A 24,506-nucleotide genomic window follows, 5' to 3' on the forward strand; every position below is an offset into this window, starting at 1 on the left:
GCTAGATTAGACCATCCCAAAATCAACCTACTATGAAATTTAAAATTCTTATAATCAGCCTCATGTTAGTTTCCCCTTTTACTGGCTCAGCCCAAGAGATTGCCTTGCAGATGTATTCACTTCGAAATGAGATGAAAGTCGATCCAGTAAAATACCTAAAAATGATTCCCGAAATGGGTATTACCAACTTGGAGGGGGGAGGAGGATATGGAATGTCAGAAGCCGAATACCAAAAAATCCTTGCGGATAATAACCTTAAAACCATTGGTGTAGGAGCGGAATACGATGAATTAAGCAAAGACTTGCAACCCATCATTGACAATGCTAAAAAAGCCGGTGCCAAATACGCCACCTGTTATTGGATAGCCCATCCAGACGGACCGATTTCTTTAGCCAAAATCAAAGAAGCAACGGAGCTTTTTAACAAAGCCGGGGCGGAACTCAAAAAGGAAGGAATAACCTTACTCTATCATCCCCATGGTTATGAATTTGTGAAAGATGAAGGAATGGTGCCAATGGATTACATGCTGAAAAACGCCAAGAATTTTGCATTCAATATGGATGTGTTTTGGGTAAAAATGGGAGGTGGGGATCCGTTGAAAATCATGAAATCCTACCCTGGGAAATTCCCAATGCTCCACCTTAAAGACCGGGCTAAGGGCACTCTTGGCTCAAAGGATGGTCATGGAGATGTAGAAGCAAATGTTGTGCTTGGTACGGGAGATATTGATATCGCAGGAATAATTAAAGAAGCTCAAAAACAAGGTACTGCTTACTTGACAATCGAAGATGAAAGTTCGAGATCCGTTGAGCAGATCCCACAAAGCGTGGCTTTTATTAAGTCGATTTTGAAATAACGTTTTTGCTAAAAGTATCTGCAAGGTTAAAAAGCAAGTATCGAATATAAATGGCTGGCATTCCATTCTACTTCACTAACCAATTTGTTTGGATTTCAATATCTGTAGGGATCGTCTATTTTCTTGTCGGAAGGCTAATGATGAATCACCCGCCTTCGGACATCAATGGTTTAGCTGGATATCGTACAACCAGATCCATGAAGAAGCAGGAAACTTGGGACTTTGCCCAAGTAGAAGCAGGAAAAAAAATGAGTCGATTTGGGAAAATAGGATTCCTTATTGGTCTGATTAGCCTAGTGATCCCTTTAAGCGATCCATGGGATTTTTACCTTGGGATGATTTGGGTACTTGCTTCATGTAGTTTATTGATCTATTCCGTAGAAAAATCTTTAAAGCAAAAATTTGGCAAATGAGCAGCTTAAAAAAAGTATGACCGATTAGAAGTCAAGTTTCCAAACATCCTTTACGGATAATTAGTTAGCTTTCGGACTAATAAATCTAAACTCAAATGAAAAACACCAAAACTCTATTCTTTGCTTTAGCCTTTTTTATGGCAGCAACATTTTCTGCTTTTGCACAGCTTCAATCTCCTGCTCCTAGCCCAGCAGCTAGCGTGTCACAAGTAGTAGGATTCACCAAAATCAACATTGATTATTCCTCCCCTGCTGTAAAAGGCCGTAAAATCTTCGGAGAAATCGAAAAATACGGTGTGACTTGGAGAGCTGGAGCTAATAATCAAACCATCATCGAGTTCAGTACTCCGGTAAGCGTGGGCGGAAAAAACCTACGTGCAGGTAAGTATTCCATCTTCATGACTCCAATCGAATCAGGTGATTGGATGGTGCATTTAAACAGCAAAGCGGCTTCTGTTTTTGCCTATATGAAAGATGGTAAAATCGACGAAGAGGCAGTGGCAAAAGATGATGCTGTAGCATTCAAAGGCATGACTACCCGCGGTGGAAAAACAGAAAGATTGCAATACCATATTTCTGCTGAAGACAACAAAATAGCAAAAATCACCATGGCTTGGGAAGGTGTAATGGTTTCCTTTATGGTAGACACTCAGGTGGATCAGAAAATGGAAGGCTTCAAAAGTGTATTCTAAAAAATCAGAAACCTAAATTGATAAATCTAAAAACAAAATACCTGAATCATCTGATTCGGGTATTTTGCTTTAAAATAGCCGCGAATGCCTAAGAGACTACAAACCGAAAAAGAGGAATATTTCAATTCCCTTTCCCATGGAATTGGGTTTTTCTTGGGACTTATTGGTATTCCCTTTTTACTTTTCCGTGCAAATGAACTAGGTGACATTGATTTGCTAATCGCCTGCGCTGCCTTCTCTTTGGGGATTTTGATGGTCTATTCGAGTTCGACTCTTTATCACCTTTCAAAAGCGGGACACAGAAAAGACCATTTTCAGAAAGCTGATCATATTTCGATTTACTTCCTGATTGCCGGCTCCTACTCCCCTATGATTTTGACAGTTTTGGAGGAAAAAAAGGCTATGATGTTTCTTTCTATCCTTTGGGGCTTTGTATTGGTAGGCTCTATTTTTAAATTCTTTTTTGCAGGCAGATTCAAGTTTATTTCTGTAGGACTTTACTTGGCAATGGGTTGGATTTCAATTTTTCTACTCAAAGCCATGTGGGAAAACTTAAGCGGTGAGACGCTTATTTGGATTTTGATTGGAGGCTTGAGCTATACGATTGGAGTTTATTTTTATGTCCAAAGCAATAAGCCTTACTATCACAGCATTTGGCATGTTTTTGTTCTTTTGGGAACTGCAAGCCATTTCTGTGCGATTTGGAAATTATTAGAATAGATTAATCTCTTTTAAAATCACCCTTATCTACATCTTTCAAGAACTGAATCAAGCCTGGGAAAAAATGCTCCGGATCATCGTATTGGCTCAAGTGACTTCCATTCGGACAAAGTAAGAATCTGCCGTTTTGGACTTCTGTGGACATCCACTCCATGTGCTTGGGATCCATGGTATCGTGGGTGCCGCCGATGACCAAAGTAGGAACGGTGATGCTTTTCAATTGATCCTTTACATCCCAACCTTCCAGACTTGCCCCTGAGGTGATTCCAAATTCGCTATAGCCCTGCATGTACACATAGACATTGGGATTGACCTGCCCCATCATGCGGTTGATTTCTTCTGGCCACTCAGCAGACGGTCTGCGAAGGACGTGCTGAGGGTAATGGTGCTCTCCAAGCAGCTCCATGTAGCGGGGATTTTCGAAGTCACCTTTTTTCTCGATTTCCATCACCTCAGCAAAGACCTCCTTTGGCATTTGCGGCCCAAGTACTTCCTTGGCGTATTTCTCATAGTCAGCTAGGCTTGCCATCATATTGGAAATGATCAGCCCTTTGAGTTTGTCTTGGTGCTTAAAGGCATATTCCATCCCGAGCATTCCGCCCCAAGATTGTCCGTAGAGGTAGAAGTTATCCTTGTTCAGTCCCAAAGCGATTCGCACCTGCTCTACCTCATCCACAAATCGCTCGATCGTCCAAAGTGTACTATCTGATGGTTGGTCTGAATGGGCCGAACCCAACTGATCATACCAGATAAACTCGATGTTTTCCTGAGGGAGGAAATCTTTGAAGTTCGCATATTGCTCATGTGTCATCCCGGGTCCGCCGTGAAGCAAAAGCACTTTCATGGTAGGATTATCCCCTACCCGCTTAGTATAAACTTTGAATTCTCCTTTTGGAGTTTGGATGGGAATCATCTGAACTCCATCTTCTAATGTTACTGCAGTCGAATCGGCATGAATCGTTTCAGTCTGAGTGGATGATTGGCAGGAGAAAAGGCAGATTGCAGATGAAAGAAGTAGAAACCAAAAGTTTTTCATGGGTGATGTATTTCGTTCCTTAACAAGTTAACCCAAAGATTTCAAGGATTCAACTGAAAAATAATATTGCTTTACCATTCCTTGAAGGGAATGAAAATCAAGCTTTAGAAAAAAACTCCCAGTCTTATGGCTTGGAGTTTTTGAACTTCAAATTTAACGGAGAGAAATTCTAAACATGAAACTAATTACATGTTCCCTATTACAAGTTGAGATTTCTCAGAAATAAAATAATCCAAGCCTTTCGACTTGGATTTTTTATACTTTTCAATTAAATAATCACAAGATTATCAGCAAACAACACCTGAAAAAGGTCTGATCTGTAAACACTTTTCCCATCGATCACAATATCTTCAATCTTGGTAGCGGCAAATATATTATTGAACAATTGAAATTCAGGAAAGAATCTTTCACAACAACTAATCAACTTGTTAGCAAAATTAATTTGTTCTTCAGAATAGGGGAAATAACTGATAAATGGATTTTTGGATTCTTTTGAGAATACACCAATAGTGGAAGTATATTCAGTTATTGGAATAATTGATTTTGCATGTCCGCTAGTGAAATAAATCCCAATTAATTTCCCTATTTGACTCAAACAAAATCCAATACCTAATTTATTTGGTAGAAGAATTTCCATCTTAAATGAATAAGTGTGGGCTCCCTTAGTGCGATCCGTCACTCTTTTAATTTGATCATTTTCTTTGAGAAGAATAACCATAGAATTCCAAGATTCCACTAACCCAACCTTTTCAACTTCCAATTTTTCTAAGTTTTTCTTTATCCTTTCAACCTCCAGCTGGTTTCTCTTATTGATTTTGATAAATTCTTCATCAGTCTTTGCATAAAGATCATCTCTATGTAATTGAAAAGAATAATTTTCAATTTCTTCTAAAATAGAACCCATTTCAGTTTAACAATTTGGACTATAAGACGAGTTACAATTTACAACATTTCTTTTCGGGAATTCTGAGGTTGTAGACTCAGGTGCAAAAACTTTAATAAATTCATCAAAATACTCCAAAAAGAGCCTTTTGGTGTTACTATTGAGTGGATTGTGTGGCTCTATAACTGTTTGAGACACACCAAATGCAGCTCCATTGGCAGAAAATTGAAGTATTCTTTGCGCTCCATATTTAGAAAAATACCAAAAAACTTCACCATTTTCAACACGTGAAAATAAATCTCCACTTGATATAATATCAGGAAACCTTTCTATTAAATAATCTAAAGCTGAACCACTGCCAACAGTATTCATAATTGTATTGTTTTGTATCCTATTCATTGCAGCATCACTTATCCCATTACCTAATGCAAAATAAATATCAAATTGATTTAATAATTGGCCATTTTCAAATCTTAGTCCGTTAAGATTTCCTTCCCAAAAAGAATCATCATTTCCTCCTGAAATATTCCCAAAAGAACTAATACACAATCTGTCACCTGGCCCTTCCTCCTCTTCTTCCTCCTCATCACAATCCACAGTCACTCCCTGAAGATTTCCTTCCGGCTGCTCACATTCTGTGCCTGTAGAAGGCGGGGTACCTCCACCACCTCCGCCTCCGCCAGTGTCTCCCGGAGTTGGGGGTGCCATTACCAGTTCACACTCATACCCTGAAACAGTTGTTCCATCTTCAACCGGTGTGGTACAACCAAAACCTTCCCAACAAGTAGACTTATACCAAGTGGTCACCACCTGATAACAAACGAGATAAGAATTGGCTAATCTTGAATTTTTATTTGAACCCTTTGCTTTTGACTCTTTTATCCGATGGGTCTTTATCCCATCCTTAATCCGCCATCCGCTAATGAAATCTCCATTCCATCTGTAAAACCGGTATATCCCTGAGAAATCTGATTGAATCTTTTGATATCCGCCGTCCATGAAATCTTTCAATTTGAATTTCTTATCCGGGCTATCTGGATAAATATTCAAAAAATAAGGAACATAACTTCCATCTGATTTTGGAAAAAGGATTAAGGTCTGTAAAATCGAATTTTTCTCCAGTTTTTCGGTCTTCAGATGCTCAGGAATCGCAATATCCTCAAAGTCAAACTGTACTTCAATGACCTTCTTTCCATCCGATTGATTGTACACCTTAGATTTGGCCCAATCTGGTTTTCCTTTTCCATTTTTGACCTTTCTGGCATTTTCATCCCCTTGATTTTGCATCTCAAAGGCGTCATACCAGGATTTAGCCGCTTCAATCTCTGAATTTTTCAAATCAGAAAGTTGCTCAATTTCTTCCTCTATACAGGAAGTAGCCAGCAGTCCAATCAAGACTGCGATCAGAATACCAGTTAACCTAAATAAAGGTTTGGTTTGGTTTATATAACATAGTATTAAAAGTTTATCGCTTTTAAGAAATTATTTTCATTTTAATTTTCCAAGAAGAATTTGAAGAAATTTTTAGACAAAAAACTAACTGCATATTATATAATTCAAATGGAAAAAAATCAGGAATAAAAAAATCCAAGCCTTTCGACTTGGAGTTTTTAGACTTTTGACCTTATTATTCAGACTTTTTCCACCCAATCCACTCCAGTATCCTTCCAAGCTCGGTCATTGGCAGAATTAATCACTGCTTCGCACACTTTCTGAGTTTCGAAAGCATCTCGGAAAGTTGGGTGACAATCCTCTCCTGTCTCAAGGCTATGAAAGAAATCAGCCACCTGATGGATAAATGAATGCTCATACCCGATCGAAGTTCCGGGAATCCACCATCGACTCATATAAGGATGGTCCCCATCTGTCACGTGAATCGAGCGCCAGCCTCTGACAATTCCTTCATCACTATGATCAAAATATTCCAATCGAGTCAGATCATGCAAATCCCATCGAATCGAAGCATGCTCTCCGTTGATCTCAAATGTGTAGAGCGCTTTGTGACCTCTGGCATATCGAGTGGCTTCAAAAAGTCCAAGCGAACCATTGTCAAAATGACAATGAAAAATACAAGCATCGTCGATTCCGACTTTTTGCTTTTCCCCTGAACCCACGTGAACTCGCTCTTTGACAAACGTTTCTGTTATGGCTGAGACATCTTTGATTCCTCCATTGAGCCACATGGCAGTATCAATACAGTGCGCCAATAAATCACCTGTCACTCCAGACCCTGCTGCATCCACATCCAATCTCCAAAGGCCATCTCCCCCTTGCGGTAACTCAGGATTTATCGTCCAGTCCTGTAAGAAATTTGCTCGGTAATGGAAGATCTTCCCAAGTTTGCCGGAAGCCACGATATTCTTCGCCAAAGTCACCGCAGGAACTCTTCGATAGTTGTACCAAACCGTATTTTTCACTCCTGCTTTTTCCACGGCATCCAGCATAGTTTTCGCCTCAGCAACCGTTCTTGCCAAAGGCTTTTCGCAAAGAATCATCTTCCCTGCCTCAGCAGCTGCAATGGCAATCTCGGCATGCATGTCATTTGGAGTACAGATATCCACCGCATCGATATCATCACGAGCGATGATTTTTTTCCAGTCTGTCTCATAGGATGCATAATCCCACTGCTTCATGAAAGCTTCTGCTCTTTCAGCTTTTCGAGAGCAACAAGCCTGAAGAACAGGTTGATATTCGTATTCTGGGAAAAAGTCTGCTAAACGCTTGTAGCCATTCGTATGGATTCGACCCATCAGTCCAGTACCGATTAGTCCGATTCGTATGTGTTTTTTATTTGCCATAATTGGAAAATTGAAATATTTAAAGATTTGAAAATTGAGTTGATAAGTTAGAAAGTGGTAATGTTGGAAGTAATCGATATACAGTATTAGATAGTTGAAGAGTTGAAAGGAAGGCCTCGCGTTTTTAAAGATTTTTCTAGATTCAAGAATCTCGTACCTCGTAATTCATATTTCAAAAATCATACATCAGATATCTAACATCATAACTCACCCCTTCCATCCATGCGCCTCTCTGACTTTGATCATCGTAGCCAGAATATCATTCCAAGTCTGCTGATTTTCCATTACTGAGTTAGGGAACATGCACCCATCCCAACAGATATGCTTCATGGCTTTGGTCAAAACTCCATTTTCATCCCGGAGCCAGTAGCCTGCATCATGGACAATATCTAATACTCCATTTGGATCTGTAGCTTGGCAATGACGACCTGTTTTATCATGAGAACCTGAACCGAAAACTGACCCGTCATTTTGGGCTACGTGAAAGTCAATAGTCCAAGGGCGAAGTGCATCCGTTACCGTCTTCAAAGCTGCCTTCACCGCTTCCCGATCATTCAAATCCGCATCTGGAGCTAAGATCCGATGCTCTGGAGCATTGTAGCCCATGGTATATAAAAAGGTGTGCGACATATCTGCCTGAAAGCCAATATTCGGTCGGTCAACCATTTCTAAAGTCTCCACCATATGTTTCCAGCTATGCATGGCACCCCAGCAAATCTCCCCTTCAGCCGCTAGTCTTTCTCCAAAACCGGCAGCAACATCGCAGGCTTCACGGAAAGTTTCCACTATTTGCTTGGTGTTTCCTTTTGGATCCTTCGCCCAATCTGAAACACCGGCAGCTGAATCGATTCGTACTACTCCGTAATGCCGAACTCCAAGTTCGTTGAGCTTTTGTCCAAACTCACAGGACTTCCGAACCATATCCACAAAAGTCTTCCGCTGATCTGCAGTGCCCATCGCTGAACCTGCCCAAATCGGAGCAACCAGCGAACCCACATTCAGATTGTATTTGGATACTTTATCCGCAAGCTTTTTGGCTTCATCAGCATTATTCAAATCAAAGTGAGGTTCAAGCAAACCCACATCGATTCCGTCAAATTTCACTCCATTGACTTCGGCTTTTGCAGTCATCTCAAGCAGCGAATCAAAAGGTATGATCGGCTCAGAATCCGGTCCTTTTCCGACCAATCCCGGCCAAGTGGCGTTGTGTAGTTTTGGGTAATTGTTCATGGTTATTTTAGAGTTTGAAAATTGAAAGATTAGAAAATTGAAAGATTAATCGTCAAAAGAGGACTAACCATAATCTACAGCTGTTGACCGTGGTCAGTCCACCGTTGACTAGAAAACTTTCAAATCAGGGTTCTTTGGCCCAAAATGCTTCAGCATCACGATCGGATCGGTCTTGGAATGGTTTGTGATTTTTACTCCAGCTTTAGCCGCAGACTCAGATACAAAATACTCGTCATGCGTGAGTTGACCAAATCGAATTAATGCAGGAGTCTCAATATCCCAAATACCCATCGTGCCATGACCTTGCATCATGATCATTCCATAAGCAGCACTGTCGGTAATAGTCACAGTCTGACCAGGGAAAATCGTCAATTCCTTCGCCGAATAATCATGCGAACGATAGCAAATCCAAGCATCATGATAACCAGCGGCATGCATTTTTTCCACAGCCTCCACCGGCTTTGGTTCCATGTAGTGGTTGTCCATCAAATTCGGATTTACATTCAGATCCCAATCGATCATTTCCACTAAGAGATCATGATCACCCCAGCGATCCTTCGGTGTAGCATTCCAAAGCAATTCATCCGGAATAATAGCCTCATTCACTAAGGATTGATACATCGCGAAAATATCGGAAGCCTTTTGTGGCTCGTAAGTACAGAGCGAACCAGGAGCATGAAGCATCCCAGGGGGCACATCCCAACCTGTTCCAGGCTGAAGTTTGAAAGCTTGAGAATAGTTTGTGATTTTATTGTCGCCTTTGTTGAAGTTTTTCAGGCATTCCAGAATGGTTTCCTTGCTCGTTCCCGGTGCGATTCCAAAGAAAGTGTAAGGAAAATCTCCTCCGTGATTATTTACTTGAGGCGGGAAATAATAAGCTTCAGGTTTTCCATTTTGGCCAGTCAGCTTCCCAAATTCATCGCTCGGGTGAATATGATGTGGTAGTGGCCCCATATTGTCAAAAAACTTGGAATACATCGGCCAGGATTTATGCGCATTCCAAAGTCGATCTCCGATGATCTGAGCTCCCAATTCATCAATCGCATCTTTGAGCAGGAAAAGTTCAGTTTTACCCCCTTCTTCAAAAGCGATATGACTCAAGCCTTCATTTTTGGAAGTCAGAGGACCATTTTGAGCTGGAGTAGTCGAAGAAAACCAGCGTTCATCTATTCCTCCACGATTACCACCAAGGCTATAATAATCATCCGGATGAAGTTTGATTCGACGACCGGGAACGCAAAATGATCTTGGCACCCAAGTCGGTGTTAATCTTAAAATTCCTTCCCCTTGTTCGAGGGCTTTTTTGGCTAGGCTCATTGGTATTTATGATTTGAAAATTGAAAGATTGGAAAATTGAAAGATTAGAGTCAGAGTTACTTCATTATTAGAAATTTAGCATTCTGCATTCGATATTTTTTACAAGTAATTTTGGAACCAGGACCATCTGCCTATTCCAAATTTTTGATAATTCATTTTAAATTTTAAATTCCTTGGCTTTCTCCCCTGTCAGCACTTCCAACTTCAACTCGTATTCTCGCTTTTCCCCAGGTTCTAAATAGATCAAGGTTCCATTTTCCTTTGCTGCTGCTTGCCCAATTGGCGGATTGGTAGCCGGTTCCAAAGCAGTGACGTATTCGTTTTTACCCCAGTGCTGCCAATTGATCAGCCAAGGGAATTGCTCTTTCGAAAATGAAATTTTAAAAGCCAACTCTAATTCATCATTTGCATAGCCACAAACCACTCGGTTATTAGCATCAGCTTTTGGAAGAATAAAAGCAACATCTTCCCCAAAACCTGCATGCTCATCCATCGGGGCTGCACAGCGGGTAAATTCATGTTGGATATTGAAATCGGTATTATTCGCGTCAGTTGCTTTTCCTTGTTTTTCTCCATTCCAAATAATCCGTGTCCCCTCATCTATCAGGGGCCAGCCACAATTGATATGGTACAATAGCATATGAGGCGTTCGCGTATTTCCCCGATTGATGACCAGGTCTTTGATATGAATCTCTGCTGATCCCAAGCTTCCTGAAATACTTCGTGTAAGCTCTAAGCTCGGACCGAAAGTCGTGGTCTCTCTTATTTTTCCTACGATTTCAAAACTCAAATCCTCCGAGAAAATATCAGGCTGACGAATTGAGATCAACTCGGCAGGCGAATTGGAAAAGCGACCATGGAGTCCTTTACTGCCAGTTTCATCTTCGTTTGGCGGCCCCATGGATGAAAGACCACAAGTAGTAAGCAAGCCCCCAGCGAAAGTTCGAAGCCAATCAATCCCCTGATTGGAAAAAGGCTGTGGTGCAGTAATGCCGGCATGTGAAATCCAGGCCAGACTATTTTCATTGAAAAGTGCATCCACGATATCCATTCCCCTATCCAAGACAACTTTGTAGCGTAATCCTGTACCAGTATTAATCCAAGCAATACGGGTTCCTTTTCCAGGACCATTGTCAAGAATTGAAGTTTCAATTCCCCCGATTTGCTGCGTATTCGAAAGCTTATGTTTCCAGCTGCCTAGATTTTTTGGATTCATTTTGGGTTTTTGTAGGGATTCAATCTATAAAAAAGCCCTTCCGACACTATCCTGCGCTATATGGTAGGTCAAGGCATTTGATTTTAAGTTAGAAAAAATGAAGGAGGAAAAACTGCCATTGGTCAAAAAAAAAGGATCCATTCCGAAGAATGAATCCTTCAACCCGAAATATTCATTAGAAATTCTATTACAGCTTTAAATCACTTCAAAACAGTCGCTTCGCTTCGTTTCCTTTCTCATCATAGCGATGCTATGCTTTCGAAATGAAACTTCCTGATTTATTGCGATTTAAATCTTCACTACGAATTCTAATGCATAATCCGGGTTAAACCCAATCAAAGTTTTTTGAGCATCAATTTGCGGTATTCGACTTTCATCGGTGGCCCAACGTGGACCTGTACTCCGAGCAGACCGGACATCATCCGGTTTTTAGTGTCTTCATCATGCACTTCACTCATCAGAATTCCATTGACATAGTGTTGCATCACATTTCCTTTCACGATGAGATGAATCTCGTTCCAATCTTCTTTCTTGATTTTTGCACCTAATTCTGCACGATCACCAAGCTCACTTTCCACATTCAATCCTTTCCAGGCATTTCGCTCTACAAAGTCGCGGAGGTTGGTCATCCCATCCGGCTGAGAGGTAATGCGTGTTTTTTGTCCTCGGTAGGCTAAAGTGGCTCGCTTTCGCTCCTCATAGTTCTGTCCAGTATAGTTTACTTTACCATCGATATCTGCTTGGTAGCCACGAAGCGCAAATGGAACTTCCTCCACACGATCGCTTCGATAATTGATGCCTGAATTGCCTGATTCCGAGATTCGGAATTCAGCTTTCAACTCAAAATCAGAAACCTCTCCTTTCCAAATCAAGAAAGTATTTGCTTTCAATAAAGTCTCAGGAGTAATGGTCCCAACGATCGCACCGTCTTTGACTGTCCAGTACGTGGGATCTCCCTCCCATCCCTTGAGTGTTTTTCCGTCAAAAATGGATTTGAAATCCTTTTGAGTTGATTCCAACTGAGAAACAACAACTGGCTGATCGCTATTTTCATAGGGTGGAAATGCTGATTCGATCCCGTAATAGCCTAGAACCATTACGGCAGCAGCCGTCTCAAGAAGTAGATATTTTTTTAAAAATTGGAGTTTCATTTCTGAGCTGTTGCTTTATTCTGATAGACTTCATGATTTTCGTTTCCACCTGAAATCAGGTAGGCCATCAAATCTTTCAATTCTTCTTCATTGAGTCGATTAATCATTCCTGGTAGCATCGTTGAAACCTCCGAAACTTTCTTGCTTTTCACTTCAGCTTTAGCCACCGTACGAATCACATCTGGCGCAAAAGGATTTTGAGAAACATAATAATTACCAGCATCCTCATTGGTCAAGCGACCGACTACAGATCCTCCAGCTTTAAGTTCCAATATAGTCGCTTCATATTGCTCAGAAATCTCGTCGCTTGGATTGATAGTGGCATTTAAAATATCCTTTGCAGAGAATCTAGTTCCTAACTGACTAAGGTCTGGACCAATTATTCCTCCTTCACCTTTCATGGTGTGGCAAGATTGACAAAGTGTAGCCACGTACATAGCTTTCCCTCGTACCAGATCTCTACCACTAAGGTTTTCTACTATAGGCAAGGCTTCTTCTACTGTCCATCGTCTGCCAGGCCCTTCTGGCTGAATAGTCGTCTCTGCAAGATCATTTCCACTGCTAGTCAACATTGCTGCTCCCGAAAGCTCATTGTATTTATCAAAATCTGCTTGGGCTACATGAGTCAATGCCATCTTTCTGGCCCTGTCAATAAACCCAACGTAGCTTCGACCACCCTTATACTTGAAAGCGTTCTGAATCCAAGTGAAGTATTCATTATGAAGCTCAGGCGTCCATCCAGCCTCCGCTCCTCCTAGAACTACTGCCAAATAAGTTTGTTGAGCAGGTGGTACATTAGCCAGCATATTGGCGATATCCAATCCATACTGTGGATTACGCATGATCAGATCCGAGGATGAGGTGAACGTTTTCTGGTAATCAGGATCATCCTTTGCATTTTCGAGTAGTGCCAAGGTTTTCTCCACCGCATCCGCTGCATCCAGATGAACCAATAATTTACTGAGCTCACGATCTAGATTATTGTTGTTTGCAGGAAAATTCCCGTCTAAATAGGCCACTAACTGATCCTTAACATTTTTTGCAGGATCACCTTGACGATAGAGGATCAATTCGAATGCTCGAAGTAAATCTTGCTTCTCTTTCTCATTGAGTTTCGAATAGTCGATTCCCATCAATACCTGAATCATTGGGGTTCCGGCACCTTTTTCACTATGCCTAGCCAAAGCGATCATCGCTTGGGTAAGTTTTACCGGGTTTTGCTCCTCCAGTGCTTTTACTTTCCAGGAATCTATTGGCTGATGTTCCAAAGCAATTCGAGCGGCATATTGTACAAATCGATCATTATGATCCAAATTTGCCCAGGCCTTTTCCAAACCTTCTGAAGAAGCTCCCACTTTATGATATTCTTCCAGCTCTCTTCTCAACTTATTCTCCGCAGGAAGATCGGCAATTTGAAGTGGAGTGATATTTTTCTCGACCTCACCATCATAGTAAACACGGTAAAGATCTGATTCCAATCTTCTCCCTCCCGTCATGAAATACATCGCGCCATCCGGACCGATGATTCCGTCTGTCAAAGGAAGCGGAGATCCTGAGATAAATTCTTCTGCTTTTGCCTCGTAAGTAGCTCCCTTCGGAGAAAGCTCAAAAGCATAGATAATTCCAAAGCTCCAATCAAAAGCGTAGAGTGCTTTTTGATATTTCTCTGGGAAATTTGCACCAGTTCCAAACATCACGTTAGTTGGTGAACCCTGACCTATATTTAAAGTGGCAGGAAGATTATCTGGATAAAGCGGAGACCATTTCTGATTTCCGGTTCTCCATCCATATTCGGATCCGCTGGTTACGTGACAGATTCGAGTAGGTCGATACCAAGGCATCCCAAAATCCCATTCCATATCCGAATCATAGGTAAACAGGTCTCCAGCCTCATTGAAAGCGATGTCGAATGGATTTCTATAACCTGCTGAAATCAACTCAAAGTAAGATCCATCAGGTGAAAAATTAGCAACCCATCCTCCTGGAGCCATTCTAGAGTTGGCATGACCACGAGGATCTTTGATCTCAGGGAATAAATTATCCTCATTCCAAACTCGAGGAAGTCGGTAAGCGTCCATTTCTGGTACGTCTACATGATTTCCTGCAACCATGTAAAGTGATTTTCCATCTGGAGAAAGTTTGATACTATGCGGTCCATGCTCTCCGGGTTGACCTGTAAAAAGTTTAATTGTAGTTACAGTTTCATATTGATCATCCCCGTCCAAATCCTGAATTCGGTACAGGCCAGTACTTTCTTTGAATGTCTCATTTCCATTGTGATTCACCATCACATAAATACTATTGAAGGCATACAGCAAGCCTTGGGCATAGCCCATTCCTACTTGAGGTTCGGCGACATTCCCGATGATCAACTTTTCAATTTTAGGAGCCAAAGAATCCGACCCGATCTCAGGAATATCCAATCGATAGAGAAAACCATATTGGTCTGCCGTAATGAGACGATTTTTATCATCAAAAGTCATAGCTACCCATGAACCCTGATCCAAATCACCTGGGCTATAAATGTGCTCAGCTTTGAACCCTTCTGGGAGTTTAAGTTTCGATACTTTGGGATCGAGTGGGGCATCTTCTTCTTTTTTAGCGCAGGAAACTGCAATTGAGAGCACCACCGCACTCAGGAAGAGTTTTTTTAGAAAAGATTTAAAGATCATATACTTTTGGGTTATTGGATTTCGGTGAAAGGGTTCATAAATCAAAATTTACTCAATTATCATGTATAGTTTAAGCTATTTACTTTTTGTGAATTAAAAAACTGTCCTGCCATCTCATGCTTTAAAAAAAGCAGCCCAACCTTTTCAGAAGTATTCTTTCCGAAAAAAGCTGGGCTGTACTATGTTTATGAAAAAATTAGAAATACGGACTCAAATCTGACTCTGCTGCCGGATACGCATAGAACTTCTTGATATTTGTAAATGCATTGCTTCTAGGCACTGCACCAGCAATCGGCGGATAATAATAGTCTAATGGATTTGCAATAATTCGCTGACCGTACGGAACGATGATTTCCTGAATTCGATCCGTTCGTTGGATATCAAACCAGCGCTTATTTTCAAAAGCAAGCTCCACTCTTCGTTCCTTAAAGATTGCTTCCCGTAAATCAACTTGCCCTGCTGCTGTGGTGTTTTCTAAGCCCGCACGTTGTCTCACCTGATTTAAGTATCCAATAGCTTCACCGGTTTTCCCTTGCTCATTCAGCACTTCAGCCATAAATAACAATACCTCTGCATAGCGATACACTACCCAATTAGTCCCGTGATTATTATGCTGAGAGTGAAGTTTCGCGTGTTTTTTAATGTAAGGATAGTTTTTATCGTCTCTGAAACTACCTGCTAGAAATACATTGCCAATAGAAGCATCCTTTCTCAAATCACCCGGCTCATAAGCAGCAATAATATCCGGTGTGGGAATATTATTTCCTTCCCCATCGATGTTCTGAGGATTGCTTGTTCCCATTATAGGTTGAAGCTCTGCTGCACTAATCGGTCTAGGCATAAATTGGTAGATAAAATTCCCTTGCAAGCCAGCAGCTCCTTCTAAGAACTGAACCTCAAAAACCGATTCTGCATTGTTCTTATTAGATGAATTTCCCGGGAACGCCATTTCATAATTCGGCATCAATTGATAGCCCTGAGTCAATACGGGAGCTAAAATTTGCTCTGCCTCAGACCATTTTTTCTGATTTATATAAACATTTGCTAGCAGTGTTCTTGCTGCACCCTCGGTTACTCGTCCGGGAGTTTGTTGTTCTTTTTTAGGCAAAAGTGGAACTGCAGCTTGTAAATCAGCTATAATCTGATTGTAAACTTCTGCTTCATTTGCTAAAGGCAAAGCTGCTTCTTCTCGAACTGCAACAGGAACCAAATGAAGTGGAACACTTCCAAAATAACGTGCTAATTCAAAATAAGCATAAGCTCTTAGGAATAATGCTTGGCCTTTAACATTAGCTTTAGCCGCTGCATCAAAATCCACATCATCAATTAATGCTAAGATCTGGTTTGTTCTGGCAATGATCAGATAATCTTGACGCCATTGATTCAATACGTGGGTATTGGCAGTAGTACCATTGGATTCCGGTACAGAGAAATCTGCCAAATCTTCTTGATTATCAGTAGCTCCAAAAAGAATATTTCGAGCATAATACGTATTATCTGAATGCATTTCCGAGAGTAACCAAGCACGATCATTTATGATGGTACGTAGTGGAACATAAGCAGCATTTACCGCTTGCTCAAAGTCAGTTTGATTTTTGAAAAAGGTGGCCGAACTCAGCTGAGTCTCTGGCACAACCGTAAGGAAGTCTTCACAGCCACTTAGCGCAAATGCAGTCACCAAAATAGCTAGGATATATTTTTTCATTTTTTTTCGTTTGTAAGTGAATAAATAAGGTGGAATCTCTCAGCTTAGAAAGTAACATTAACGCCGAAAGTGATCGTACGCGGAACCGGATAACCAGCCAAATCCACTCCTGGGCTTAGGTTACCTCCATCTCCTGCACCATTATTCTGCATACTTACTTCTGGATTTGATCCGCCCCAATAGTCAGTAAATACCCATACATTCTGTGCCGATCCGTAGACTCTGGCAGACTTAATCGCCTTCGGCAAATTCTTAAATGTATAACCAACAGTAATATTTCGAATAGTGAAATACGATGCATCCCAAACAAAATTACTGTTTGGCCAGTCTCGCTCAATTCCAGTCACGTTTCCTCCACCTACTGTAGTACCAAAAATTCCAGCACCTGGATTCTCAGGAGATCTAAAACGATCTGCTACTCTAGCCACCATATTAAATACCCCGTCCAGGTTTGCAGTAGAAAAGAGGTGTCTCATGTAAAGCTCATTACCTTGAGAACCTGAAGCGGTAATACTTGCGTCCCAGTTTTTCCAAGCAAAATTGTTGATGATACCATAAGTGAAGTCCGGAAATGGATTACCGATAATGGTTCGGTCATCATTATCTCCACCAAACGTAATCACACCATCTCCATTGACATCCTCCAGCTTGATACTTCCAACTGTGGATCTTCCTGGAATTACTGGTGAGTTTGCCAAATCTTCTGCATTGGCATAGTTACCTAATTTATTTAAGCCGTAGAATTGGCCAAAAGGCTTACCCACTTGGGTAATATGCCAGCTTCCATAGACTCTATCTATTCCATCAGCGAGCTCCAATACCTCATTTCTGTTAAAGGAAATATTTGCATTGGTAGTCCATCTGAAAGAACCGGTAGTATTTACGGTTGTAAGCGAGAACTCATGTCCCCAAAACTTAATCTCCCCGATATTATCATTGAAATTGGTAAAGCCTGACTCCTGAGGAATCTGTACTGCATAAAGTAAGTTTGTGGTGTTTTTGGTATAAAAGTCATACACGAAAGTGATCCGATCATCCCATAAACCTAAGTCTAATCCAATATCAAATTGAGCTGTAGTTTCCCATCCTAAATTTGAGTTATTCAAGGAAGTTACACCAGCTCCAGGTACTACCGTATTTCCAAAAACTGCATTAATCGTGTTGTTAACCAATGCATATTGGGTGTAGTTACCGATATTATTGTTACCGGTCACTCCATAACTAGCTCTAAGCTTCGTAAAAGAAATAGCTGAGCTACTGTTAAGAAAACCCTCATCGGAAAGCACCCATCCTACTGAAGTGGAAGGGAAAACTCCCCAACGATTATCCGCTCCAAATCGAGATGAACCATCTCCTCTGATAGAAGCTGTAAATAAATACTTGCTCTTATAATTGTAAGTTAATCGAGAAAAAACCGAAGTTAAAGACCACTCTTCCACACCGGAAATTGTTCCATTTCGATTGACGTTGATCGCACCTTGGATGGTTGGAAGTCGATCATCTGCATAAGTATCCGCCTGAATTCTAGTCCGATCACTTCGGAATCTCTGATTGGAGAAACCTAGCAAAGCCTCAAAATTATGGTCTCCTATACTTTTTCCATAGGTTGCAATATTTTCATTCAACCAAGATAAATCCTGAAATTCATCTCGTATAGAAACAGCAACTGTTGGTAAAGCGACATTGATTGCGTTGGTCGCAGTGGATGGATTGAAGAAAAAGAAATTAGAATTTCTCAATTCCGCATTAAATGTAGACTTCAAAGAAAGCCCTTTGATTGGCTTCCATTCCACGTAAGTATTTGCCAGAACATTCAATACTTTGGTTTCATTGGTTATTTCATCCGCAGATCTCAACCAGTTTGGGTAAGCGAAGATATTTCCAGTGTTCGCAGGAAATCTATTAAAAGATGTCAATTCACCAGTTTCTGTGTAGATCGGCATCACCGGCCAAGTATGGAGCGCGTTGAATAAAATACCTGTACCTCGGGACCCATCTGTTTGTGGTGTATTATCTACCACATAGCTGGGAGCTACATTAACTCCAATATTTACTTTGTCTGAAATTGCGTAATCAGTATTCATTCGAAGAGAGAATCGCTCGTAATCTGTATTTCTCACTACCCCTTTTTGATCAAAAAAACCAGCGATAATAGCAGTATTGACCCGCTCCTTGTTTGAAGTAACCGTTAAGTTGTAAGAAGTAATTGGGGCTGTTTCCAACATTGCACCATACCAATCGTTGTTTTTTCCTCGGTAATCAGCAGGATTTTGGAAAATGTCCGGAACGGTCTGACCGGCATCTGTGTAATACTCCTTCTTAAACTGTGCAAATTCCTCTGCGTTCAGCATTTCCAATCTGCCTTTCTCAGGAACTGTTTGCCAGCCTGTAAAAACATTTAGATTCACATTGGTTTGACCCTTGCTCCCTTTTTTGGTGGTGATCAACACAACCCCGTTAGCAGCTCGAGAACCATAAAGGGATGTGGAAGCAGCATCTTTTAGAACAGTAATTTCCTGGATTTCATCAGGGTTAATTGCATTGATATCACCTGTAATTGGGAATCCATCTACCACGTAAAGAGGTGCGCTACCTCCCGAAACAGAAAGTTGTCCTCTGATCCTTACGTTCATACCTTGACCAGGCTTACCAGTCGTTTGATTAATCTGAACTCCTGCAAGTCTACCTTGAAGCTTTTGAGCAACCGAAGAAACCGGTAAATCAGCAAGTTCTTTAGCCCCCACTGATTGGATCGCTCCAGTTACTTCCTTTTTAATCTGGCTACCGTATCCCACTACTACCACTTCGGATAAATCCGACATAGATGTTTGAAGTGAAATATCGTAACTCGTCTGACCATTTTGGACTATAACTTCTCTCGCTGTATACCCGATAAAACTTACAACCAAAATGTCACCGGGGGAAGCTTGAATGCTGAAAACTCCATCAAGATCAGTCACGGTACCTACTTGTGTACCTTTGATCATAATGGTTGCCCCTGGTACAGGCTCTCCTGTCTCGTCTTTTATCGTCCCGGTAATATTTGCAGACTGCGCAAATACCATTGGAACGGTAAATAAAATAATTAGTAACATCCCAAGCAATCGGGAAATTACTGTGTTTTGGAAATGTTTTTTCATAAGATTGGGTTTATGTTAATGGCACTATTACTTTCTCCAAGTACCTGATTAACCAAGCAGATTCTATCCTGCACAATCCTGTATTTCAGTGGTTTATAAAAAAATATAAATGTAAAATTCACAGGATAGAACAGGATGGTAGTACCCATGATTTATGTATTTATAATATAAATAGGTGTGCTTGCAAAAAAGTGATTATAAAGACTTGTTCATACTTATTAAAAAAAAACTGTCGAGCATTATTTAATTGAAATCCATCTACAATTTCGCTATAATTAGAATCTAATTTTATTCCCGAAATGACATATAAAATAAATTTCTCCCTGTTTTTAATCATTTTGGTAGCAGGAATAAGTTTCCAATGCACCGAAAAAAAGACACTGGATCTTGCTCAAAATACCCGCATTGCCCTTGTCGGAAACAACCTCCCCTCTAGGATGATGAATTATGGGACTTTTGAGACGGAACTTTACCTCCGTTATCCTGAAAAGGATCTGATAATTCGTAACATGGGAGATCCTGGTGACACTCCTGGCTTTCGGCCTAGATCTGGCACAAATGATCCATGGGCATTCCCTGGAGCTGCTGATTATCAAGATGAATATGCCACCCCTTCAGGTTCAGAGGGATTTTTGGAAAAACCCGATCAATGGCTAACAAGACTAAAGGCTGACATAGTCATTGGATTCTTTGGCTTCAATGAGTCCTTTCAGGGCGAGGCTGGATTAGAGAATTTTAAAGCAGAATTGGATGCATGGATCAAACATTCCCTTCGACAGAAATACAATGGAGACACACTTCCTCAATTGGCCATAGTTTCTCCGATTGCAATGGAGGATCTTTCTGCAAAAATAGATGTGCCTGACGGGAAAGCTCAAAACGAATTAATTGAGCTTTACGCTGAGGGAATGGCTGAAGTGGCCGCACAAAATAAAGTGCTTTTTGTAAATGCTTTTACCCCAAGTCTAAAATGGTATGCCGAATCTGATTTGGATCTTACCATCGATGGCTCTCAGTTAAATCAAGCTGGCTATGAAAAGCTTAGCAAGCTGCTGGCAGATGAGATTTTTGGCAAAAGTCCAATTAAAGCAGAGGCTAATAGAGAGTTAATAGAAGAAGCTGTCACAGAAAAAAATTGGCTCTGGCTCAATGACTACAAAATCCCAAATGGAGTTCATGTCTTTGGCCGTAGATACGATCCTTTTGGTCCAGATAACTATCCCTACGAACAGGAAAAAATCCGTCAGATGACTGCTATTCGCGATACTGCGATTTGGATGGCGACCAAAGGGGAAGTCAAAGATTTAGCGGCTGCAGATGCAAAAACCCGATCTTTGCCGGAAGTCAAAACAAACTACAATCCTGATCAAAACGGAAGCTTAGAATATAAATATGGTGAAGATGCGCTTAAGGAAATTAAAACAGCGCCTGGCTATAAAATTGAGCTCTTTGCTTCTGAATCTGAATTTCCGGATCTGGCAAATCCAGTTCAGCTTTCTTTTGACAACAAAGGAAGACTTTGGGTGGCGACCATGCCAAGCTATCCACATTACAAACCTGGTGATCCGAGACCAAAGGATAAATTGATCATTCTCGAAGACACCAACAATGACGGCAAAGCGGACAAACAAACCACTTTTTCCGAAGATTTACATATTCCTGTTGGCTTCGAATTGGCTCCGGAAGGGGTGTATGTTTCTCAGGGGAACAATCTGATCTTACTTATCGACGATAATAAAGATGACAAAGCTGATCGTAAAGAAATTTTATTAAGTGGTTTTGACGACCACGATACGCATCATGCGATTTCAGCTTTCACCACCGATGAATCGGGTGCGATTTATATGGCGGAAGGGGTATTTCTTCATACTAACGTGGAGACTTCTTATGGCCCTGTCCGCGCGACTAATGGAGGTTTTTACAGATATCAACCCCAGCGTCACCACTTGGAGCGAGTGAATCAAGTGAGTATCCCTAATCCTTGGGGAATAGCTTTTGATGACTGGGGACAAAACTTCTACGCAGAAACTTCTGGTCCAAATGTCAATTGGATGCTTCCGGGATCAACTTTGCCCCGCTACGGGAATTCGAACTTCAAAGGTCCTAATATGATCGAAAAAGCACAGATGGTCCGTCCGACTTCAGGCTTGGAATTCATTCATAGCCGTCACTTCCCAGATGAGGTGCAGGGTGATATGATCATCAATAATACTATCGGATTCTTAGGAACCAAGCAACACCAAATGGTGGAAGATGAGGTTGGTTTTCACACCAAATTCCGCCAGGACCTTGTTTATTCTACAGATCGAAATTTCCGACCAGTGGATATGGAGTTTGCACCAGACGGTTCATTATATATTGTAGATTGGCATAATATCCTGATTGGTCACATGCAACACAACGCTAGGGATCCACTCAGAGATCACGTACATGGAAGGATTTATCGGGTGACTTATCCAAGCAGACCTTTGGTGACTCCGGCCAAAATAGACGGAGCAAGTATCCCGGAATTACTGGAAAACCTTAAACTTCCTGAATACAGAACTCGCTATCGTACGCGACGCGAGCTACGGGGAAGAGAAAAAGGAGAAGTCATAGCAGCGGTAAAAACTTGGGTTGCAAACTTAGATTCAAATGACCCAAATTATGAGCACAATCGCTTGGAAGCACTTTGGGTAACTTGGGGAGCTAATCAAGTGAATCAAGAGCTATTGCGTGAGCTGGCAAAATCATCAGATCATCGGGTTCGTGCTGCTGCAACTCGAGTGGTTAGGTATACGGGCCATCAAGTCAAAGATCAAGACGAATTGCTATTGGCAGCTGCCAAAGATCCAAATGGTCATGTACGAATGGAGGCAATCGTCGCTGCAAGTTGGCTACCGAGAGAAAAAGGCCTTCCAATTCTTGAAGAATCGGCAAAACAGCCTCAAGATGAAACCTGGATAAAAGGAACTTTAGAAACTGCAATTGCTCATTTGAATGGGCTTTCAGTGACTGAGAAAAAAGAAGAAGACATCAAGTCTTCACTAACTGGTTCGGATCGCGAATTATTTATTCTGGGCAAAGAAATTTATGCACGTGACGGTTTCTGTTCCACTTGCCATCAGGCCGATGGTGGCGGACTTTCAGCTTCCCAATTTCCCCCACTCCGAGGCACTCCATGGGTGACAGGAAGTCCTGAGCGGATGATCAAGGTCGTGTTGAAAGGATTGATGGGTGAGATGGAAGTTGCTGGAAAAGTCTATCCCGGTCAAGTTCCTATGACGCCTTACGAAGGCATGCTGGATGATACAGAAATAGCTGCCGTCTTGACTTATGTTCGAAATTCATTTGGAAACAATGCCTCTGCGGTATCTCCTGATTTGGTGAAAAAGATTCGCGAGGAAGTCAAGGATAAAGAAGGCTTTTGGAATGCTTCTGAATTGTTGAAGATGCATCCGTTGGAGAAGTGATTGGGATTGGAAGATTGGAAAATTAGGGAAATTGAGAGAATAGGGAATTAGAGATTGGGAGATTTACCACAGGATTCATTTATTCAACAATTCCCCTATCTTAATTTCATGAAATATCTGTTAACGCCCCTTCTTTTCATCGCTTTTTTTTCTGCAAAAGCACAAACTATTTCCTTCGAGAAGAAAGTCATCGCCTTCGAATCCTTCGAATCAGTAGGGATTATGAATGTGGATAATGATGGGAATCCTGATTTAGTATCCGGAAGCTATTGGTATAAGGGGCCGGAGTTTCTTGACCGAAGTTTTATCGGGCAGGTCAAGCGATATGGTGAATACTATGAAGATTTCTCAACCATTCCAATGGATGTCAATGGAGATGGGCAAATGGATTTCATCACAGGAGGTTGGTTTGAAGGGAAATTAATCTGGAAAGAAAACCCCGGAAAAGCGATTGAATGGCCAATTCATTTGATTGCTGAAACAGGGAATATCGAAACCATCGCTGCTTGGGATATCGATGGAGATGGCACACTTGAAATCGTGCCAAATACTCCCCGGAAGGCACTCGCCTATTACAAAATGACTGGCGCAGATCAATTTCAGAAATTCCCAGTGGCAGATTTACATGGACATGGATTGGGCTTTGGTGATATCAATGGAGACGGACGCGGTGACTTGGTAGTCTCCGATGGTTGGCTGGAAGCTCCAAAAGATCTCGCCAATGGCAAATGGATTCATCATCAGGTATTCCAACTCCAAGATGCTAGTATTCCGATTATAGTCACAGATGTAAATAATGATGGCTTGGCAGATTTGATTGTGGGCCAAGGCCATGACTATGGACTTTTTTGGCTAGAGCAAAGCAAAAAGGGTGATGAAATCAATTTTATAAAACATGAAATTGATCCTTTCAACTCTCAATACCATACCATGAAATGGCTTGATCTAAATGGAGACGGCAAGATGGAACTACTCACCGGAAAGCGCTATCGCGCCCACAATGGAAAGGATCCAGGAGGAAAAGAAGAAGCAGGATTATATTATTTTCAGTGGAATGGAAGCTCATTTACCAAAAATGTGATCAGCTATGGACCACTTGAATCTGGCAAAGGGACAGGACTTTATTTTTCTACTGGCGATCTTAATGGCGATGGGAAAATAGATATTGCTGTAGCTGGAAAAGATGGCTTAGTGGTATTTTTTCAGAAATAAAATTTTCTTTTA

The 24,506-nt window shown here is 41.2% G+C and carries 17 protein-coding genes; 6 read left to right on the forward strand and 11 right to left on the reverse strand.

Going from position 1 to position 24,506, the window contains the following annotated elements; genetic code table 11:
- Positions 1 to 32: 32 nt before the first annotated feature.
- From BVC88_RS09495 to trhA, 4 genes are all read left to right on the forward strand, one after another.
- The gene (locus BVC88_RS09495; protein ID WP_075350441.1) at positions 33 to 857 is read left to right on the forward strand and encodes a sugar phosphate isomerase/epimerase family protein; all 825 of its coding nucleotides are present in this window, start codon (positions 33 to 35) and stop codon (positions 855 to 857) included.
- Positions 858 to 907: 50 nt separating this feature from the next.
- Complete coding sequence (locus BVC88_RS09500) at positions 908 to 1,270, forward strand: SdpI family protein (RefSeq protein ID WP_075350442.1); 363 nt, start codon at positions 908 to 910, stop codon at positions 1,268 to 1,270.
- 95 nt (positions 1,271 to 1,365) lie between these two features.
- On the forward strand, positions 1,366 to 1,962 hold the full coding sequence (locus tag BVC88_RS09505; RefSeq protein ID WP_075350443.1) for a DUF2911 domain-containing protein: 597 nt from the start codon (positions 1,366 to 1,368) through the stop codon (positions 1,960 to 1,962).
- An 84-nt stretch (positions 1,963 to 2,046) separates the two neighbouring features.
- Positions 2,047 to 2,682, forward strand: coding sequence for a PAQR family membrane homeostasis protein TrhA (gene trhA / locus BVC88_RS09510; protein WP_075350444.1), 636 nt, complete (start codon positions 2,047 to 2,049; stop codon positions 2,680 to 2,682).
- A gap of 1 nt (position 2,683) precedes the next feature.
- Here trhA and BVC88_RS09515 read toward each other — a convergent pair whose 3' ends face one another.
- The 11 genes from BVC88_RS09515 to BVC88_RS09565 all read right to left on the reverse strand — a co-directional run bounded on the left by BVC88_RS09515 (position 2,684) and on the right by BVC88_RS09565 (position 19,785).
- Positions 2,684 to 3,718: a proline iminopeptidase-family hydrolase gene (locus BVC88_RS09515; protein ID WP_075350445.1), complete on the reverse strand. Its 1,035-nt coding sequence runs from the start codon at positions 3,716 to 3,718 to the stop codon at positions 2,684 to 2,686.
- 268 nt (positions 3,719 to 3,986) lie between these two features.
- Entirely contained in the window at positions 3,987 to 4,622 is a 636-nt protein-coding gene (locus BVC88_RS09520; protein ID WP_075350446.1) for a hypothetical protein, read from the reverse strand.
- A 6-nt stretch (positions 4,623 to 4,628) separates the two neighbouring features.
- Complete coding sequence (locus BVC88_RS09525; protein WP_075350447.1) at positions 4,629 to 5,996, reverse strand: hypothetical protein; 1,368 nt, start codon at positions 5,994 to 5,996, stop codon at positions 4,629 to 4,631.
- Positions 5,997 to 6,232: 236 nt separating this feature from the next.
- On the reverse strand, positions 6,233 to 7,399 hold the full coding sequence (locus tag BVC88_RS09530; protein ID WP_075350448.1) for a Gfo/Idh/MocA family protein: 1,167 nt from the start codon (positions 7,397 to 7,399) through the stop codon (positions 6,233 to 6,235).
- A gap of 207 nt (positions 7,400 to 7,606) precedes the next feature.
- Positions 7,607 to 8,629, reverse strand: coding sequence for a sugar phosphate isomerase/epimerase family protein (locus BVC88_RS09535; RefSeq protein ID WP_075350449.1), 1,023 nt, complete (start codon positions 8,627 to 8,629; stop codon positions 7,607 to 7,609).
- A gap of 108 nt (positions 8,630 to 8,737) precedes the next feature.
- Positions 8,738 to 9,946 (reverse strand): cupin domain-containing protein, encoded by a 1,209-nt coding sequence (locus BVC88_RS09540; RefSeq protein ID WP_075350450.1) that lies wholly within the window; start codon positions 9,944 to 9,946, stop codon positions 8,738 to 8,740.
- 157 nt (positions 9,947 to 10,103) lie between these two features.
- Positions 10,104 to 11,162 (reverse strand): aldose 1-epimerase family protein, encoded by a 1,059-nt coding sequence (locus tag BVC88_RS09545; RefSeq protein WP_075350451.1) that lies wholly within the window; start codon positions 11,160 to 11,162, stop codon positions 10,104 to 10,106.
- A 335-nt stretch (positions 11,163 to 11,497) separates the two neighbouring features.
- Entirely contained in the window at positions 11,498 to 12,313 is an 816-nt protein-coding gene (locus tag BVC88_RS09550; RefSeq protein WP_075350452.1) for a 3-keto-disaccharide hydrolase, read from the reverse strand.
- Positions 12,310 to 14,985 carry a c-type cytochrome gene (locus BVC88_RS09555; protein WP_075350453.1) on the reverse strand — a complete coding sequence of 892 codons (2,676 nt, stop codon included), beginning with the start codon at positions 14,983 to 14,985 and terminating at the stop codon, positions 12,310 to 12,312. Before BVC88_RS09555 ends, BVC88_RS09550 begins: the two co-directional genes overlap by 4 nt.
- Positions 14,986 to 15,181: 196 nt before the next feature.
- Positions 15,182 to 16,690 carry a RagB/SusD family nutrient uptake outer membrane protein gene (locus tag BVC88_RS09560; RefSeq protein WP_075350454.1) on the reverse strand — a complete coding sequence of 503 codons (1,509 nt, stop codon included), beginning with the start codon at positions 16,688 to 16,690 and terminating at the stop codon, positions 15,182 to 15,184.
- 44 nt (positions 16,691 to 16,734) lie between these two features.
- Complete coding sequence (locus BVC88_RS09565) at positions 16,735 to 19,785, reverse strand: SusC/RagA family TonB-linked outer membrane protein (RefSeq protein WP_083639065.1); 3,051 nt, start codon at positions 19,783 to 19,785, stop codon at positions 16,735 to 16,737.
- 344 nt (positions 19,786 to 20,129) lie between these two features.
- Here BVC88_RS09565 and BVC88_RS09570 point away from each other — a divergent pair, with 344 nt between their 5' ends.
- Positions 20,130 to 23,282, forward strand: a complete 3,153-nt coding sequence (locus BVC88_RS09570) for a PVC-type heme-binding CxxCH protein (protein ID WP_075350456.1) — start codon at positions 20,130 to 20,132, stop codon at positions 23,280 to 23,282.
- Positions 23,283 to 23,390: 108 nt separating this feature from the next.
- On the forward strand, positions 23,391 to 24,494 hold the full coding sequence (locus BVC88_RS09575; protein WP_075350457.1) for an FG-GAP repeat domain-containing protein: 1,104 nt from the start codon (positions 23,391 to 23,393) through the stop codon (positions 24,492 to 24,494).
- Positions 24,495 to 24,506 lie beyond the last annotated feature (12 nt).

Source organism: Algoriphagus marinus (assembly GCF_001936475.1).
Lineage (GTDB): Bacteria > Bacteroidota > Bacteroidia > Cytophagales > Cyclobacteriaceae > Algoriphagus > Algoriphagus marinus.

Bases quoted from the DNA above. Each gene is read 5' to 3' on its own strand.
- BVC88_RS09545 (WP_075350451.1), bottom strand. From the start codon at position 11,162: ATGAATCCAAAAAATCTAGGCAGCTGGAAACATAAGCTTTCGAATACG.
- BVC88_RS09565 (WP_083639065.1), bottom strand. From the start codon at position 19,785: ATGTTACTAATTATTTTATTTACCGTTCCAATGGTATTTGCGCAGTCT.
- BVC88_RS09520 (WP_075350446.1), bottom strand. From the start codon at position 4,622: ATGGGTTCTATTTTAGAAGAAATTGAAAATTATTCTTTTCAATTACAT.
- trhA (WP_075350444.1), top strand. From the start codon at position 2,047: ATGCCTAAGAGACTACAAACCGAAAAAGAGGAATATTTCAATTCCCTT.
- BVC88_RS09495 (WP_075350441.1), top strand. From the start codon at position 33: ATGAAATTTAAAATTCTTATAATCAGCCTCATGTTAGTTTCCCCTTTT.
- BVC88_RS09530 (WP_075350448.1), bottom strand. From the start codon at position 7,399: ATGGCAAATAAAAAACACATACGAATCGGACTAATCGGTACTGGACTG.
- BVC88_RS09500 (WP_075350442.1), top strand. From the start codon at position 908: ATGGCTGGCATTCCATTCTACTTCACTAACCAATTTGTTTGGATTTCA.
- BVC88_RS09550 (WP_075350452.1), bottom strand. From the start codon at position 12,313: ATGAAACTCCAATTTTTAAAAAAATATCTACTTCTTGAGACGGCTGCT.
- BVC88_RS09515 (WP_075350445.1), bottom strand. From the start codon at position 3,718: ATGAAAAACTTTTGGTTTCTACTTCTTTCATCTGCAATCTGCCTTTTC.
- BVC88_RS09555 (WP_075350453.1), bottom strand. From the start codon at position 14,985: ATGATCTTTAAATCTTTTCTAAAAAAACTCTTCCTGAGTGCGGTGGTG.
- BVC88_RS09570 (WP_075350456.1), top strand. From the start codon at position 20,130: ATGACATATAAAATAAATTTCTCCCTGTTTTTAATCATTTTGGTAGCA.
- BVC88_RS09535 (WP_075350449.1), bottom strand. From the start codon at position 8,629: ATGAACAATTACCCAAAACTACACAACGCCACTTGGCCGGGATTGGTC.
- BVC88_RS09540 (WP_075350450.1), bottom strand. From the start codon at position 9,946: ATGAGCCTAGCCAAAAAAGCCCTCGAACAAGGGGAAGGAATTTTAAGA.
- BVC88_RS09505 (WP_075350443.1), top strand. From the start codon at position 1,366: ATGAAAAACACCAAAACTCTATTCTTTGCTTTAGCCTTTTTTATGGCA.
- BVC88_RS09560 (WP_075350454.1), bottom strand. From the start codon at position 16,690: ATGAAAAAATATATCCTAGCTATTTTGGTGACTGCATTTGCGCTAAGT.
- BVC88_RS09575 (WP_075350457.1), top strand. From the start codon at position 23,391: ATGAAATATCTGTTAACGCCCCTTCTTTTCATCGCTTTTTTTTCTGCA.